The organism is Microcoleus sp., assembly GCF_041354475.1.
Taxonomy (GTDB): Bacteria; Cyanobacteriota; Cyanobacteriia; order Cyanobacteriales; family Microcoleaceae; genus Microcoleus.
This window is the reverse complement of record NZ_JBGJZU010000041.1, coordinates 19016-35301: the sequence shown is the minus strand read 5'-3', so window position 1 is coordinate 35301 and position 16286 is coordinate 19016. Positions and strand designations below refer to the sequence as shown.

Sequence of the window (16286 nt, the reverse complement as noted above, 5' to 3'; positions counted from 1 at the left end):
AGGCCGTAACAGACCCCCGAATAGAATTCGGGGGTTTGAAAAATTTTTGTAAATATCCCACGAAGTTTTATGAGGCGCTATGGGAAAGGTGATAGGCATCGACTTAGGCACAACCAACAGTTGCGTAGCTGTGTTAGAGGGCGGTAAACCAGTCGTGATCGCCAATTCTGAGGGCGGTCGCACAACTCCGAGCATAGTAGGATTTGGCAAAGGGGGCGATCGCTTAGTAGGTCAATTGGCCAAGCGGCAAGCTGTCACTAATGCTGTAAACACTGTCTACAGCATCAAACGATTTATCGGACGTCGTTGGGATGACACAGAAGAAGAAAGATCCCGGACACCCTATACCTGCATTAAAGGCAAAGACGATACCGTTAACGTCCAAATTCGGAACAAGGTTCACACCCCCCAAGAAATTTCGGCAATGGTACTCCAAAAGCTGAAGCAGGATGCAGAAGCTTATTTGGGACAACCTGTTACCCAAGCCGTGATTACAGTCCCGGCCTACTTCACCGATGCCCAGCGACAAGCGACTAAGGACGCAGGTACAATCGCGGGTTTAGAAGTCCTGCGGATAGTCAACGAACCGACAGCCGCCGCCCTTTCCTACGGCTTGGACAAACAAAATATAGAACAAAAAATCTTAGTATTTGACCTCGGCGGCGGTACTTTCGATGTTTCCATCCTGCAACTGGGAGACGGAATTTTTGAAGTCAACGCCACTGCGGGTAATAATCATCTGGGAGGAGATGACTTTGACAACTGCATCGTGCAGTGGCTGGTTGAAGCTTTTCGCACCAAAGAAGGCACGGACCTGTCAAAAGACAAAATGGCCTTGCAACGCCTCCGAGAAGCAGCAGAAAAAGCAAAAATAGAACTTTCTAGTTGCGAATCAACCTCCATCAATTTGCCCTTTATTTCCTCCGATGAAAAAGGGCCAAAGCATCTGGAAATGCCACTTTCCAAAGCTAAGTTTGAAAAACTGGTCGCTCATTTAGTCCAAGCCACGATCGACCCTGTAACTCAAGCCCTCAAAGATGCCAGTTTGACCCCAAAAAATATAGATCGAATTATTTTAGTAGGAGGGTCAACCCGAATTCCGGCAGTTCAAGAGGCAATTAGCAAATATTTTGGTGGCGTATCTCCCGATAAATCGGTCAATCCTGACGAAGCTGTAGCCGTAGGTGCCGCCATTCAAGCCGGGGTTTTGGGTGGCGAGGTCAAGGATTTGCTACTGCTAGACGTGACTCCCCTGTCCCTAGGACTCGAAACCTTGGGCGGAGTGTTCACCAAAGTCATTGAACGCAATACCACTATCCCCACCAGTCGATCGCAAATGTACAGCACGGCCGCAGACGGCCAAACTTCCGTAGAAATTCATGCCCTGCAAGGTGAACGGGCATTAGTCAAAGACAATAAAAGTCTGGGCAAATTCCTGCTCAAAGGTATTCCCCCAGCACCCCGTGGCATACCTCAAATCGAAGTTACCTTTGAAATCGATGCCAACGGCATTCTGAAAGTTTCCGCTCAAGACAAGGGAACCTCAAAAGAACAGAGCATCCAAATTTCCAATACAGGGGGATTGAGCGAAACCGAAGTCGAGCGGATGAGACAAGAGGCAGAACTTTACGCCGAGGAAGACCTCCAACGGGCCCAACTTGTCGAACTCAAAAATCAAGCCGACACCCTGGTCTATAATTGTGGTGTCACCTTAAAAACCAATGCCCAATTACTAGGCGACGACCTGAAGGCAGAAGCCCAAACAGCATCTGTTACCTTGCGGGCAGCGATGGCTAACCCAGACATCACCTGCGAAGAACTCGAAGCACAAATCGAATCTTTCAAGCAACTGCTATACTCGCTTGGTACTGCTGTTTACGAGCAAGCTCGGAACGAGGAAGCCACTTCCCCCACTGTGGTTGCCAGCGAATCGGTGCCAGAATTAGATGAGGTTGCAGTTAGCGATGAAAGTATCTTGCCGACAGAAGACCTAATGACAATCGCGGAACCAACGCTGAAACCAAAGGCGGAACCAAAGCCGGAACCAAAGCCGGAATTAAGGCCCGAACCAAAGCCGGAATCAAAACGGCAACCAAAGCCGGAACCAAAGCCGGAACCAAAGCCGGAACCAAAACGCGAAAAACAGCAAAATCTACAGACAAAACCAAAACCACAGGTTCCCGAACCTGAAGTTGATGATATGAATCCTTTCCTTTAAAAATTAAAAATTAAAGATTAAAAGTTACAAATAAACGCTCGTAATTTTTAATCTTTAACATCTGGAAAGGTCAATAGTTTCTTTTTCGTACACTTTTTGTTATTTACCTCCAGGCAAACAGCTTTATGGCCGGCGATTACTATGAAATATTAGGCGTTTCTCGAAGCGCAGACAAAGAAGAAATTAAGCGTGCCTACCGCCGCCTAGCTCGTAAGTACCATCCAGACGTGAATAAAGAACCCGGTGCCGAAGACCGGTTTAAAGAAATTAACCGCGCTTACGAGGTACTGTCAGAGCCGGAAACCCGTGCTCGCTTTGACCGTTTTGGCGAAGCAGGCGTTAGTGGTGCAGGAGCGCCGGGGTTCCAAGACTTCGGCGACAGTTTTGCCGATATTTTTGAAAGCTTCTTTCAGGGTTTTCAGGGAGGGGTAGGCGGTCCACAACAACAAGGTCGCAGACGCAGCGGGCCCGTGCGCGGTGACGATTTACGCCTCGATTTGCGGCTAGATTTTCGCGAAGCAGTGTTCGGTGGGGAAAAAGAACTCCGCATCAAGCACCTAGAAACCTGCGAAACTTGCACAGGCACCGGCGCAAAACCGGGAACCAGACCCCAAACCTGCTCGACTTGCAGTGGCGGTGGCCAAGTCCGGCGCGCTACCCGTACTCCCTTTGGCAGTTTTACTCAAGTTTCAGTTTGCCCCACCTGCAATGGCACCGGGCAAGTGATTGAGGACAAGTGCGAAACTTGTGGCGGCCGGGGCCAAAAAGAAGTGATGAAAAAGCTGAAAATTACCATCCCGGCAGGGGTTGACAATGGTACTCGTTTGCGCGTTTCCAATGAAGGGGATGCTGGCAAACTGGGGGGGCCACCAGGGGATTTATACGTGTTCTTGGCTGTGAGTGAAGACCCCGTATTTAAGCGCGAAGGTACTAACATTAACTCGGAAGTTAAAATTAGTTACTTGCAGGCAATTTTGGGGTGCAGGTTGGAAGTGGAAACTGTAGATGGGCCGACGGAATTGTTGATTCCTACGGGAACTCAAGCGAATACTGTTCTGACTCTGGAGAAAAAAGGGGTGCCTCGGTTGGGCAATCCAGTCAGTCGTGGCGATCATTTAATTGTGGTGTCTATTGACATTCCGACTAAGGTGACGACGGAGGAGCGGGAGTTGTTGATGCAGTTGGCTAAGCTTAAGGGCGATCGTACCGGAAAAGGTGGCTTGGAGGGATTTCTGGGAAATCTGTTTCAGAAATAAGCAATTTTTTGACACCCATGGGTGTCAAATTTTCCTGTTTGATGATTCGCTGGCAACTTTCAAAACTCTCTCTCAAAAAAGTGAGACCCATGGGTCTCACTTTGTACAGGTAGAATAATTGTTTGGCAATTTGTGGGAATAGTCCTCAAAAAAGTGAGACCCATGGGTCTCACTTTGTACAGGTAGAATAATTGTTTGGCAATTTATGGGAATAGTCCTCAAAAAAATGAGACCAATTGGTCTCAAAAATCGGTCGTAGAATAATTGTTTGGCAATTGGTTCACGATAAAATACGGCTTTCAGGATTTGAGATGGGAAATTTGAAAAGAAAAGGCGCACTATGAATTCAACATCGAAAATTGAAAATCCCAAATCCCCCGATGCCCAACTCGATCTGCGGGGTACGCCCTGTCCGATCAATTTTGTCCGAACTAAACTGCGGTTGGAGCAAATGGCTCCTGGAGCGGTTTTGGAGGTTTGGTTGGACGCTGGGGAGCCGATCGAACAAGTGCCTGATAGTCTAAAAATGGAAGGCTACCAAATTCTCGAAACCCAATTTATGTCTTCTGATGATAATTCAGGGTTTTTTGCCATGAAAGTGCAGCGACCTGAACAGGAAATAGCATGAGCCGGGATTCTTCCTTGATTACGGGTACTGTTGTGGCTGTTCAGGCTAACTTCTATCAAGTGAGGTTAGATCCAGATGCCAGCACTGATGGGGCACATCCTCTTTTAGCCGATCTTCCCATTCTCCTGTGTACTCGCCGCACTAGACTGAAAAAAATTGGTCAACAGGTGATGGTGGGCGATCGCGTCGTGGTAGAAGAACCAGACTGGAACGATCGCAGGGGTGTGATTTCTCAAGTGTTTCCCCGCCAAACAGAACTCAATCGGCCGCCTGTAGCTAATGCCGATCGCATTCTCCTGGTTTTTGCCCTCACTGAACCTGACTTAGACCCCGCATCATTAACTCGGTTTTTAGTCAAGGCCGAATCTACCGGTTTAGATGTGAGTTTGTGTCTCAACAAATGCGATTTAGTCACGGCCGAGGATTTGGCACAGTGGCGCGATCGGCTGAAAGGATGGGGATACGAACCCATGTTTATTAGTGTCCGTAGCGGCTTAGGAATCTACAAGCAAACGGCTAATGACAGTCAAAATCAAGTTTCTGCCACAAACCCAAATTTATTAGACAAAATCGATAGCTCCCTTCTTCCTTCTTCCTTCTTCCTTCTTCCTTCTTCCTTCTCTCTCCAAAGTCACCTCCAAGGCAAAATAACCGTAATTTGCGGCCCTTCTGGAGTGGGTAAGTCCAGCTTAATCAACCAACTAATTCCGGCACTGAATCTGCGAGTCAGTGCTGTTTCGGGCAAACTAGGGCGCGGCAGACACACTACTCGCCATGTAGAATTGTTTGAACTCCCAGGTGGCGGACTTTTGGCCGATACTCCTGGCTTTAATCAGCCCGCACTTGAATGCGAACCATCTGAGTTAGCTCAATATTTCCCAGAAGCTCGTCAGAGGCTGGCTTTGGGTAGTTGCCAGTTTAGCGACTGTTCGCACCGAAGTGAGCCTAACTGCGTTGTGCGGGGCGATTGGGAGCGCTATGAGTATTACTTGCAGTTTCTCTCTGAGGCGATCGTCCGTCAGCAACAAGAGCTAAACTCTACCAGTGCCGAGGCGAGTTTGAAGCAGCAAACTAAGTCTGATGGTACGCAGCAATATGAACCCAAGTTGCAAACTAAAAAATATCGCCGTTCTTCTCGCCGCCTTCAACACCAGTCGCTGCAAGATATGTGTCAAGACGACTTATTCTAGGTTGGAGCAAATAGTTGATCGGCTTCAGAACAGGGTAAATTAATAGCTAAAATTAAATTGCCTTAAATTTCTTAAAAAAAAAGTACAACAGAAGTATCATTTAGCAGGTTATGCGGGAGTAAAAATACTGTGAATATTCAAGAACTGTTTCAAAAAGGCGGCCCAGCCATGTACCCCCTGTTGGTGCTGTCTATTCTATCTGTAAGTACAATTATCGAGCGCTTATGGTTCTGGGCGAGCCTCCTCACTAAGGAAAAGCAAATAGTCAACCGCATCCTCGATGCCGCTCGCAGTGATTGGGGCGCTGCTAATGAAATTGCTAGACAAGCTAATCGACAGCCTATAGGACGATTTTTATCTGCACCTCTGCGACTGTACAATCCTGAACCAGAATTATTTCGACTCGCACTGGAAGCCTCTGCTGATGAAGAGTTGGCTTCTATGCGCCGTGGTGACAAAATCTTAGAAGCGACGATCGCTCTAGCTCCTTTGTTGGGCTTGCTGGGAACTGTTTTGGGTTTGATTAACTCCCTGAGTTCGATCCGGCTGGGCGACATCGGTACCTCGGCAACGACTGGAGTAACTTTGGGGATTAGTGAGGCGCTGATTACTACGGCGACGGGGATGGTAGTCGCAATTTTTACTTTGGCGTTTTATCGCATATTTCAAGCTTTTTTGTTCGATCAGGCTAAAATTTTTCGCAAAGCTGGAAATGAACTGGAATTGCTCTACAGACAATATTGGCCTACGGCTAACGCTAAAGGTCGATCGTCTAGTACAGAAAACACCAATTCTTCCTTTGGTGTCGATGGCTTGAACCGCCATTCCCTCAATTCTCAAGAATCTATGGAACGAAATCGAGAGCCGAAATTGAAAGGTTCCGATCCTGATGTTGATTCAACTTCTAACAAGTGAACTACCTACACCCACCGCTTAGGCGGTAGGTTTGAGGCTTCCAACTTCGACGAAAGGAGCCCATTGGTGTCAACCCGCACTAAGCTGAGTAAAGCTATAGTGGCCCAATCCCCGCCGAGCTAGTTAAAACCTTGAAAAACAATGAAAATTCATCTAGATACTCCTGCTGAAGAGGCTCGGATTGAACTGGTACCTTTAATTGATGTGATATTTTGCATTCTGACGTTTTTTCTGCTGGCTGCTTTGCAACTGACTCGCCAGCAAGCCATTAATGTCGATTTGCCTAAAGCCAAAACAGGACAAACCCAGATGCGAGAAATGCTGATTGTCAGCATTGACGATTTTGGCCAAACTTATATCGACCAATTGCCTGTTAATTATCAACAGCTCGATCGAGTTTTAAACAGTTTCCACAAGCAAAATCCTGCGGGATTGACGGTGCTATACGCTCCTCAAAATGCCAAGTACGCCAAAGTGGTGGAGGTTTTGGATAAATTGCGAGAAGTAGGAGGCGATCGCGTGGCTCTAGCAACTCTTCCTAGTTCGGCTCCATCCCCGCAGCCAACTCCCTCGGTTCCCAATTCTGGCATTCCCGTCGCACCACCCACCGGCAATCGGACTCAACCCCAGCCCTATCCTCTGGCAACTCCCTCGAACCCTCCACAACCTCAGTTACAAGTACCACCGCCCCAGCAGTTGAATCAAAGTCAGTTTCCATCCCCTCTCCCGACTCCTAGCCAGGGGGTTAGCAAATCTCCTGTTTCCCCTGCACCCACTGCTCCTAATATCGGGCCGGGAGTCGCAACTCCATCGCAGAATGTTGCGCCTCAAAATTAGGCAATATATTGATTTATCTAGGCATTGGCCAAACAGGGCATTGGCCAAACAGGGCATTGGGCATCGGACTTCGGACACTGAGCGTAGTCGAAGTGTCGAAGAACCTTCTTCCTTCTTCCTTCTTCCTTCTTCCTTCTTCCTTCTTCCTTCTTCCTTAAAAAATCGGTATAAATCGCTGCAATTATTTTGGTTCGTACTGAGCTTTTTTTCTCTAGACAAGTATATATATTTATATATATCTACAGAAGGAACCTTTGTCTGTGGTTAGCCATCTCTACTCATAGATTATTTCTTAGGAAAGATGGCAATTTTGTCAAATCATTGTTACCTTTTGTAATATAGCTAAAGCAAGATGGGCTTTAGGTCATCCTGAAACCAACTAGCGTGAGCTGGAACAACTTACAAAACCGGTGAATCCAGATTTGTACTTTCAAGTCACCTCTACTTGTCAAGGAGTCAAAGTCATGAACCAACCAGCAGAACTATCTTTGGAACAGCAATTTAGCCTGTGTTCCTTCAAGACACAGGTCAATGACATGAGCCGCGAACAAGCTCAAGAGTTTCTAGTTAAGCTCTACGAACAAATGATGTTGCGGGAAACCATGTATCGTCATTTTCTGAAACACCACTGGGGCCTAGAACCAAACCCTGGTCTTGAGTAATGTCAAGTCGCAGTGGGCGACCTCCGTCTCTTACTCTCTTCCCAGATGGAAATGAGTTGGGGGTGATGGGGCGTCAACTCGAAGCCACAAGTTACAACCTAAGTTACAACCTATAGAAAGCAGAAGGTATTTTAACCTACTCATCCTTGGCTATGAACATTTGAGGCTTTCTGTTCGGAACTTTCGATCGCCCAGAGCAAGTTATTTAAATAAATCAAATATATTCGTCTCAACTTCCAGCGGATGAGGTTGAACAAAAATTTCGTGAGTCGGACATCTGAAACCGACATCCGACTAACAAGACTTTAAATTTTTCAATCAAAGCCTAGAACTCAAAAGTGATAGTTTTTCCCTAGACTTACGCCAAAACCGGGTTGTTTACGAAAAGACTGGGTTTGAACCTGGAAAACTTGTGAAAAACCCGGTTTTTTTGGTATTTATGCGTAAGTCTCAAAACATCTATTCCGACTGACGTTCCAAGGTAGCCTCCATGGTGCTGGTTAAGTAATGACCAGACATGATGCCGCTAGAGTGGTAGTAGCGGTTGCTATCGACGCGGTGAAGGGTATCAAAACCTGTTCGCCGTTGGCGTTCGTCTCCGAGTACCCAGTAACGTTGGACGATCGACTGGGGAGCGATCCAACCTTCGCCCTCGACGCGGCCAAGTTCGCTGTGCTGGAGCACAAAAGTATACTGCCGTTCATCGCTGTTGAGGTGTCCTCGGTACTGCAAAATAAGTTCTTCGCGATCGCCTCCAGGAAACACGAGCTTCGTCACCATACTGAACCAATCTGTTCGGTTCCAGCTCACTAAAGTTTTGCCTTTAACCGTAATTGGCACGCCATTGCGCTCAATCCAACTTCCTTCGAGCGTCCATTGGCCTGATTCCATTAAAAACGTGTGAGCCACAGTGCTGTTCCTATGCTTTTCCTGCTGGCTAAAATGCTGTTGCAACAACGCACAGCCGTTGTCCCTCAAACTATATGGTATCACGCCCAACTCTACCCACAGGAGTTAATTTCTCCTAAAAGTACGGGGGCTGAAGCACCAGTAACTTGAGGGAGATTACCCGGAATACCTAAAACCCGCCAGTGGGCTAAAACCGCGAAAGCGATCGCCTCTTTAAAATCTACATTCAAGCCCGCCTCAGAAGTAGTCAACACTTGCACCGAATGCAATTGTGCTTGTAATCGGCTTTTTAAGTAGAGATTGTGGCTACCGCCCCCGCATAGCAAAACTCGATCGGGCATCTGCGGTAAAAAAGTTTGGTAACTGTGAACGATGGAGGCAACTGTCAGTTCTGTCAGAGTAGCCAGCACATCAGCAGGACTGAGCTTGTAATCAGAAGCCTCGACCAAACAACGGTTAAAATAGTCTACACCAAATAACTCTCGCCCTGTAGATTTTGGCGGTTTTTCCAGGAAGAACTCTTGCTGGAGCCAAGCTTCTACTAAAGCTTGACAAGGAGTACCAAGGGCTGCCCAAGCTCCATTTTCATCACAAGTTTTAGTTCCCCCTGAGAAGTGTTGCACCGCCAAATCTAATAGAGAATTTGCCGGCCCTGTATCCCAGCCCAAGATGCCATCCCCCCCATGGGAAACCACAGAGTTGTCCTTCAAGGGGCTATTTTCCCTGGAAGGTAGATAAGTCACATTGCCAATTCCACCCAGATTTTGGATGCACAGATTGAGATTGGGTTGTGCCAACAAGTAAGCATCAACTATAGGCACTAAAGGAGCTCCTTGACCCCCGGCAGCAATGTCTGCCGATCGAAAGTTGCTCACAGTAGTAATGCCTGTCAATGCCGCCATCAGCGCGCCCCGCCCTAGTTGCAAGCTGTAACCCATCTCCCCCTTCCCAGCAGGTCGGTGGTAGACTGTTTGCCCGTGAGACCCGATTAATTCAGCTCGATCGTACTTTGCTTGAATAGTCAAGGCTGCGGTGGCAAATTCTTGGGCGATGGCATCATCCAATGCTGCTAGTTGGGCCATTGACAAAGCAGCCCCTCCGCAAACTGAAAGAATTTGCGATCGCAAATCAGGAGAATAAGGAAAAGTGTTACCTGCTAACAACTCAATTTTCAAGTCAGTTTGGGAACCGACCACATCCACCAAAGCAGCATCAATGCCATCCACTGAGGTGCCGCTGATCAAACCGATAACGCGAGTCATTCGATTTTAGATTTTAGATTTTAGATTTTAGATTGTCCGGGCGTGGACTGGATTTATTTGAGGTCGATAGTGACAATCACCAGAGTAATATTGTCACGGCCGCCTTTCTCCTTAGCTGCTTCAATCAAAGCAGTTGCAGCCGCTTCACAGGGGCGAATCGACTTCAGAGGTCCAGCAATCAAAGGATCGGAAAGTTCCTCAGTCAAACCGTCGCTACACAACAGCAAGCGATCCCCAGGCTTGACATCCACCGGCAGAATATCTATCTCACGCAAATCCTCACGGCCCAAACACTGGGACAAAACGTGACGCCAGGGATGATTGCGAGCCTGTTCAGCAGTCAGAGCCTTTCTTTGTACAGCTTGAGCCACCCAAGTTTGGTCTTCAGTAATCTGATCCAAATGAGAGCCATGCAGTCGGTACAAGCGAGAGTCACCGACATTAGCACACCAAGGCCGCCCCTCATCCCGGAACACTACAACCACAGCCGTAGTCCCCATATCAGCCCGTTCGGGATGGTTGAGCTGATCGTTCAAAATTGCTTGATTGGCGATTAAAAAAGCCTGTTCTAACAACAGGGGAGAATCCTCTGGGCCTTCCCAATGTTCTACCAGATAAGATTGAATTGCCTCAGTAGCAATCCGGCTGGCTTCTTGACCTCCGGCGTGTCCTCCCATGCCGTCGGCCACGATAAAAAATCGCCCCTCCGAGTCGATGTAGTACGAATCCTGATTTACTGAACGAACTAACCCTGTATCTGTCTGACCTGCGAAAGAGAGTTTCATCTCAAACCTCCAAGAAACCTCCACCATAGCTGTACTCAGCACGGTGGTGGGAGAAAGGTAGGCTCAATTGTAAAACATCCCTTAAGTGTATTTGTGCATGAGCACCAACCATGAGAGAGACTGTTAAATAATTAACAAATTTCTTAAGTCCCATAGGAGTAAATGTCCTGTTTGTGAATATGTGTGCTAGCTCTGTGAGTCATCCTTTGTAGCAGCCCCTACGTGGTTGAAATATAAAAATTTCCAGACTTGCACTCGATCGCAATTCTCTCCATGTATTCGCCTAATTTTGGGAAACGGAGCGCCGCAACTCTAACAATATCACTTCTTTGAAAACTAAAGTAATATTTTGTTCTCTCACAGTTTGACACTGAGATTTTTGTATCTTCAAGGCTCAAAGTCAAATAATAGCCATCAGCTTTTTTAGTGAATGATGGGGTTATAAACAAGCAGGTCACGTCTGATGTGGGAACGCTTTTGCTCACACCAATTCAAGCTATTTGCCAATAAATAATTGTCATGAAATGCCACCAGGGAACATCTCAATAGCTGGCATTGGTAATAGGGAGAAATCTCAAATCTACAATTTAAAATCTCCCCTGGTACGGCGGCACTTACACAGCCAGCGCAAAGCAGCGGAATTCCAAGCCTCAAGAAATTCTATCGAAGCGATCGAGTCGCTTAAACAAGCGCAGGAGAACAAACCCAGTACCGACTGCTAGCAAAGCCATCACGAGAGCGGGCCATACTTGATTGCTGACAAACAAAATTGTCGCCGACAAAGTAAAAGCACTCATCAGCAAACTATAGTTGGTTCCCATTTGAACACTGCTAATGCGGCGGAGCAAACGGTCTGTTTCAGAAGAACGGACGCGAATCCGCAAATCTCCCTGTTCCAGTTTGTCAATAGTTTCCTCAATCCGGCGAGGTAAACCCAAAGCAGTGGAACTTACCTGAGCCGCCTGACGGCCAAGTTCGTTAAAAATACTGCTAGTTGTATCATGCCCATTTCCATTACTCATAAGCTGCATGGCAAAAGGCTGTGCCACCTCCATAAAGTTAAACTCTGGATCTAAACCGCGGCCGACCCCTTCAATGGTCGAAAAAGCGCGCATCACAAAAGTAAAGGTAGCTGGGAAGCGAAAAGGTTGGTCGTAGGCAATATCGTAAAGGTCATCTGTAATCGCGCTGACGGACTGATTTTCAAAAGGCTTGTCCATGAAGTTATCCAGCATATACTGGATCGATCGGCGCACCGGACTCATATCACCCGTAGGAACCAAAGCCCCCAAATTAATCAAAGAATCCATAATCCGTTGACCATCTTTGGAAGCAATACCGTAGAGAGTCTCCATCAGTCCTTCGCGAACATTGGCCTGAATTTGGCCCATCATGCCAAAATCGTAGAAAATCAGATCCCCATCAGCACTAACAGCGATATTACCTGGGTGGGGATCGGCATGAAAAAAGCCATCATTGAGCAACTGGTGCAAATAAGCTTCAGCTCCCTTTTGGGCGATCGACTTGCGATCGATCCCGGCCGCCTCCAAAGCCTCATAGTGACTGATTTTAATCCCCGGCAGGTACTCCAAAGTCAGCACCCTCGGAGCCGCGTAGCGCCAATAAACCCGTGGCACCCGCACCCAGTCGCGATCGCGAAAATTACGGCGAAAAGTATCAGCATTCCGCCCTTCATTGAGATAATCAATTTCCAGCCACAGAATGCGACAGCACTCTTCATAAATCCCCAGCCAATCTCTGCCCCTGCCCCATTTAGGATGATTTTGAAAGTAGCGAGCGATGCCCTTAAGAATTTGCAAATCAATCTCGAACAGCTTCCGCAGTCCAGGTCGCTGCACCTTCACTACCACTTCCGGGCCAGAATGCAGTTGAGCCTTGTGTACCTGGCCCAAACTGGCAGCAGCCAGAGGCACCGGGTCAAAACTCTGGTAGAGTTCGTGAACCGTCTTGCCCAAATCCTGCTCAACAATTGCCTCTAACTGCTCGTAGCTGAAAGCAGGGACTCTATCTTGCAGCTTAGAAAGTTCCTCAACATACTCTGCGGGGAACAAATCAGCGCGGGTAGAAAATAACTGACCTACCTTAATAAAAGTTGGGCCCAAATCCAAGAGAGTTTCACGAACCCAGATAGCCTGAAAACGCCGTCTGGCAACTTTCTTTTCTTCAGTAACACCTTTCCAGTAGCTCCAATCTTTGCTGTCGAGCCACAGCGAAGCCAACCAGAGCAATACAAAGGTCCAAATGTCGAAGAAGCGCCGCTGCCGGGAGTATTTTTCGCGGTTCCAGCGATAAGCTTTATTGCCGTAGGATTTACCAGCGGTGGGCGGCAAAACGGCATCGCCGGTAGGCTTGGCGTATCGCTTGCGATTAACAGAGTCATCAAGGAGAGCAGACACTTGGGTTCCTAAATTGCTTATTTTATGTCGTTGCTGTGATTAGAAGTAAGAGCGCATAGCTTTGCGCTCCTAGGGTAAATATTTGTTAGTGGCTGTTAGGGCAAACTGCTGCGGTAGCGCTGCAATTCCGATCGCACTAAGGCCACTTCTGCACGTAACTCATCAATAGTTACTTGCAAGTCGGCTGGTTGGATGTCTTGAATAGAGGTAGTAGTGCTTCCAGTGCCTGTTCTACCTTGCATTGCCGAATCAGCTTCTCTATGAGCTCGTTCCACAACTCGATCTGTGAACTGCCGCAGTCGCTCTCTTTGTTCGGCATCAAATTTACCGAATTCAGAGAAAGCGTTAGTGGCTGCACTCTCCAATTGTTCGTATAGTGCTTCTGCAAGTGCTCTGCCTATGAAAAAGGCATGAACTGGGGGTTTACTCATAAAAAACTCCGGTAAGTAGGGAAACTCTATGTTTTTAGACTATGGTTTAAACACGATTTTCACAGATTCTGAATCTGTGTCATGCTTCAACGAATTTCATGGATGTGAAGAATTTTGTCTCATCTTTTCATCCCTTTAATTCGCGATCGCTGACGAGAAAATTTTCTGTGTACTTCCCCAAACAATTATAACTTGGTTATCCCTTCTCTGAAACTTCACGAGCATCTATTCAGGGTATGATTTCAACTTCTTTTCCTGCCACCATCTTGGGAATCCGCTCCTGAGTTGTCCACAGACTAATTCGTAGCAGGTTCTGGGAAAGGTACGGTTGGTGCTGGAACTGTGAGCGGGGAGTCAGGTACGATCGGACTATCGAAACTGCCTTCATTACTGCTCGGTATCGGGACTTGAGGCGATCGATCTGGCAGAATTACTGGTGAAGGCTGCTCCTGTGGCGGAGAGAAAGTTTCAGCACTCTTAGCCACTGGCGGAGTGGGAACCCCGAAGGATTTGCGAGGCGGTTCCGGGGGCAGAGGAGGAACCTCTGGTACGGGTGCTGGGGCGATGGGAGGAGATGGAGCGATGGGGATTTTAGGCTCTGGGGTAGGAGTTTCTGAAGGCTTCGGTTCCGGTGTGGGGGTGGGAGTTTCCGAGGGTTGCGGTTGCAGTGTTGGGCTGGGAATTTCTGGGCTTGGGGATACCTCTGGTTGGGAGCTAACTTCTGGGGACTCGATGGGTTCGGGCGTGCTGCTATCTGGTGTAGATGTGGGCAGATTGTCAACTTCTGGGGGTGCCACAGGACTACTTTCAACGGAAGGCTGTCCAAACATAGGTCCCGACAAATCGCGGGATTTGAGTAAATCTTCCAAAGATGGCAAGGATTCAGTTTTGGCAGTGCTATTCCTGCTGAGATTCGTACTATTGTAGCGCCATGCTAGGTCAAAACCCATCCAGCCTGCAATTAGAGATGTGACTACAAAGACCAGCAGAGTCAACTGTGGGGGCGGTGGTGCGGGCAAACGCAGAGTTTGCTTAGTTTTTGCTGGTAATTGCTCTGCTTCTTGCAGCATAGCGAGCCAATTTTCCACGGTTTGGGGGCGTTTGTCGGGTTCAGTTTCTAGTCCCCGAAGGATAGCTTGCTCAACTCCGGGGCTGAGGTTGGGTTGCCATTGTCGCAAATTTGGCAGGGGAATCCGATCGCGCAACGGTGCTGCTATGGGTGGTTGGCCTGATAGTAAGTAGTATAGGGTTGCCGAGAGGGAGTAAACATCTGTGGCGGGTGTACATTTACCACCATGGAGGTATTGTTCGATCGGTGCATATCCTGGGGAGAGCAAGTTAGTGTGGGTTTGTTTTGTGCCGGCAGTAAAGTCCCTGGCTATGCCAAAATCTATGAGCATGACGATATGAGTATCCTCTCGCCGGATCATATTTTCTGGTTTGAGATCTCGGTGTAGCAAGCCGCTGTGGTGTACTGTGCTTAAGGCTGAGGCTATTTGCCGAATGTAGTGTAGGGCTTGAGCTTCTGGTAGTGGCCCGCCTGTGGCGACTATTTTAGCCAAAGTTTGGCCGGGAATGTAGTCCATGGCGATAAAGGACTGTCCGGCTTCTGTAAAAAAGTCTATAACTCTGACTATGTTGGAATGCTGACAGCGAGAGAGGCGTTGGGCCTCGGCGATGAATTGCTCCTGAAATTGGGCAGATTCAGGGTGTTGGCGCAGACTTTCGTTAAGGGTTTTGAGTACGACGGTTTGGTTTAAATGGCAGTGTGTGGCTCGGTAAGTGATCCCGAACCCTCCTATGCCTAAAGTCGCGTTAAGTGTGTATTTGCCCTGTTGCAGGACTGTTGTTGGCGCTAAGTTCATCTTTAGTTGATGCCGTGTCCCAACCTATGCTACCGCCTTTGGGTAATTAAAGCAGAGTGAGGGCGAGCGGTTCGATGGAGCCGAAGCCTGATTTTACTCTGCTTTGTCTAAATTACTAGACTTTGTATCTGGCGATGGTTTTATGGGGATGTCCCAATCAGTTTATCTGTAACCAGCGTCTTAAAACTTAATATAATAGTTTTCCAATAAAAATCCCGCTCTTTTGGAGCGGGAAAGCCATCAGGGTGCATCTATATCTATGACTATAGTCGATGGGGGGTGTAACCCCTCTCTCCTTTAACAAGTCTTTATACTAGACTCACTTTTGTCAATTTTTAGTATTTTGCTTGACTTATGATAATAAGTATGGTAATTGAGAGTTTGAGGGCGAGCTTGAGCTTAAAAAAATCCACCCACCAATCAATATCCAGGCTAGCCACTGGTGATCGCACGTTCAATTACCGTGTTTCGGCAAATGGTGCAACAAATACCAGAATACAGCGACATTGGCGATAAATACCGCTAACTTCAGGAGAGTAACACCCTGAATTAATTCAAAAATTTCCGGCGGAATACTGATACCAACTAGCACTAAAACTAAGATTGTTGCCCAACCTTTTTCGTACCACAATCCTACAGCTTCAACAGCAGTGAGCACTGCATAAAGTCCGGTCGCAATTCCGCTAAACAGTAATGTCTTAGGCTTGAGTATCAGCAGCTTATCTAATAAAAATTCAATAAGTTTCACCTTAGTTTCTAACAAATAAGAATCAGAAAAATCTTCTAATAATTGATGATTTTTCATAGCAAAAAGCAAAGCAATAGAAGTCACTGTCAAGAGGGAAGCCACAAAACTCTTGTAAATCACTATGGCGATTAAACCAAAGGGGCGCTGTTTTTTCACCTGATTA

General features: G+C 47.4%; 14 protein-coding genes. 7 read left to right on the top strand and 7 right to left on the bottom strand.

Annotated features, from left to right (window positions below; all coding sequences use genetic code 11):
- The first annotated feature begins 79 nt into the window (after positions 1-79).
- The 7 genes from dnaK to ACBR23_RS16320 all read left to right on the top strand — a co-directional run bounded on the left by dnaK (position 80) and on the right by ACBR23_RS16320 (position 7706).
- Positions 80-2218: a molecular chaperone DnaK gene (gene dnaK, locus ACBR23_RS16350; RefSeq protein ID WP_371116476.1), complete on the top strand. Its 2139-nt coding sequence runs from the start codon at positions 80-82 to the stop codon at positions 2216-2218.
- Between the two features lie 125 nt (positions 2219-2343).
- Positions 2344-3474, top strand: coding sequence for a molecular chaperone DnaJ (gene dnaJ / locus ACBR23_RS16345; RefSeq protein ID WP_341736026.1), 1131 nt, complete (start codon positions 2344-2346; stop codon positions 3472-3474).
- A gap of 340 nt (positions 3475-3814) precedes the next feature.
- Positions 3815-4102 (top strand): sulfurtransferase TusA family protein, encoded by a 288-nt coding sequence (locus ACBR23_RS16340; protein ID WP_371119942.1) that lies wholly within the window; start codon positions 3815-3817, stop codon positions 4100-4102.
- Positions 4099-5292: a ribosome small subunit-dependent GTPase A gene (gene rsgA, locus ACBR23_RS16335; protein WP_371116474.1), complete on the top strand. Its 1194-nt coding sequence runs from the start codon at positions 4099-4101 to the stop codon at positions 5290-5292. The genes ACBR23_RS16340 and rsgA overlap by 4 nt, the downstream gene beginning before the upstream one ends.
- A gap of 129 nt (positions 5293-5421) precedes the next feature.
- The gene (locus ACBR23_RS16330) at positions 5422-6207 is read left to right on the top strand and encodes a MotA/TolQ/ExbB proton channel family protein (protein WP_341736023.1); all 786 of its coding nucleotides are present in this window, start codon (positions 5422-5424) and stop codon (positions 6205-6207) included.
- A 141-nt stretch (positions 6208-6348) separates the two neighbouring features.
- Positions 6349-7044: a biopolymer transporter ExbD gene (locus tag ACBR23_RS16325; protein WP_341736022.1), complete on the top strand. Its 696-nt coding sequence runs from the start codon at positions 6349-6351 to the stop codon at positions 7042-7044.
- Between the two features lie 464 nt (positions 7045-7508).
- On the top strand, positions 7509-7706 hold the full coding sequence (locus ACBR23_RS16320; protein WP_340525411.1) for an NblA/ycf18 family protein: 198 nt from the start codon (positions 7509-7511) through the stop codon (positions 7704-7706).
- Positions 7707-8165: 459 nt separating this feature from the next.
- Here ACBR23_RS16320 and ACBR23_RS16315 read toward each other — a convergent pair whose 3' ends face one another.
- The 7 genes from ACBR23_RS16315 to ACBR23_RS16285 all read right to left on the bottom strand — a co-directional run bounded on the left by ACBR23_RS16315 (position 8166) and on the right by ACBR23_RS16285 (position 16279).
- A complete protein-coding gene (locus ACBR23_RS16315; protein WP_340525467.1) occupies positions 8166-8615 on the bottom strand; it encodes a hypothetical protein in 450 nt (149 codons plus the stop codon).
- A gap of 92 nt (positions 8616-8707) precedes the next feature.
- The gene (locus tag ACBR23_RS16310) at positions 8708-9877 is read right to left on the bottom strand and encodes an anhydro-N-acetylmuramic acid kinase (protein ID WP_371116472.1); all 1170 of its coding nucleotides are present in this window, start codon (positions 9875-9877) and stop codon (positions 8708-8710) included.
- A gap of 53 nt (positions 9878-9930) precedes the next feature.
- The gene (locus ACBR23_RS16305) at positions 9931-10662 is read right to left on the bottom strand and encodes a PP2C family serine/threonine-protein phosphatase (protein WP_341736019.1); all 732 of its coding nucleotides are present in this window, start codon (positions 10660-10662) and stop codon (positions 9931-9933) included.
- 650 nt (positions 10663-11312) lie between these two features.
- A complete protein-coding gene (locus ACBR23_RS16300) occupies positions 11313-13079 on the bottom strand; it encodes an AarF/ABC1/UbiB kinase family protein (RefSeq protein WP_341736018.1) in 1767 nt (588 codons plus the stop codon).
- Between the two features lie 95 nt (positions 13080-13174).
- Positions 13175-13510, bottom strand: coding sequence for a DUF6825 family protein (locus tag ACBR23_RS16295; RefSeq protein ID WP_341736017.1), 336 nt, complete (start codon positions 13508-13510; stop codon positions 13175-13177).
- A gap of 296 nt (positions 13511-13806) precedes the next feature.
- Positions 13807-15375: a serine/threonine protein kinase gene (locus tag ACBR23_RS16290; protein WP_371119941.1), complete on the bottom strand. Its 1569-nt coding sequence runs from the start codon at positions 15373-15375 to the stop codon at positions 13807-13809.
- Between the two features lie 454 nt (positions 15376-15829).
- On the bottom strand, positions 15830-16279 hold the full coding sequence (locus ACBR23_RS16285) for a DUF2127 domain-containing protein (RefSeq protein ID WP_371119940.1): 450 nt from the start codon (positions 16277-16279) through the stop codon (positions 15830-15832).
- Positions 16280-16286 lie beyond the last annotated feature (7 nt).

Bases quoted from the DNA above. Each gene is read 5' to 3' on its own strand.
- ACBR23_RS16325 (WP_341736022.1), top strand. From the start codon at position 6,349: ATGAAAATTCATCTAGATACTCCTGCTGAAGAGGCTCGGATTGAACTG.
- dnaJ (WP_341736026.1), top strand. From the start codon at position 2,344: ATGGCCGGCGATTACTATGAAATATTAGGCGTTTCTCGAAGCGCAGAC.
- dnaK (WP_371116476.1), top strand. From the start codon at position 80: ATGGGAAAGGTGATAGGCATCGACTTAGGCACAACCAACAGTTGCGTA.
- rsgA (WP_371116474.1), top strand. From the start codon at position 4,099: ATGAGCCGGGATTCTTCCTTGATTACGGGTACTGTTGTGGCTGTTCAG.
- ACBR23_RS16320 (WP_340525411.1), top strand. From the start codon at position 7,509: ATGAACCAACCAGCAGAACTATCTTTGGAACAGCAATTTAGCCTGTGT.
- ACBR23_RS16290 (WP_371119941.1), bottom strand. From the start codon at position 15,375: ATGAACTTAGCGCCAACAACAGTCCTGCAACAGGGCAAATACACACTT.
- ACBR23_RS16305 (WP_341736019.1), bottom strand. From the start codon at position 10,662: ATGAAACTCTCTTTCGCAGGTCAGACAGATACAGGGTTAGTTCGTTCA.
- ACBR23_RS16340 (WP_371119942.1), top strand. From the start codon at position 3,815: ATGAATTCAACATCGAAAATTGAAAATCCCAAATCCCCCGATGCCCAA.
- ACBR23_RS16310 (WP_371116472.1), bottom strand. From the start codon at position 9,877: ATGACTCGCGTTATCGGTTTGATCAGCGGCACCTCAGTGGATGGCATT.
- ACBR23_RS16295 (WP_341736017.1), bottom strand. From the start codon at position 13,510: ATGAGTAAACCCCCAGTTCATGCCTTTTTCATAGGCAGAGCACTTGCA.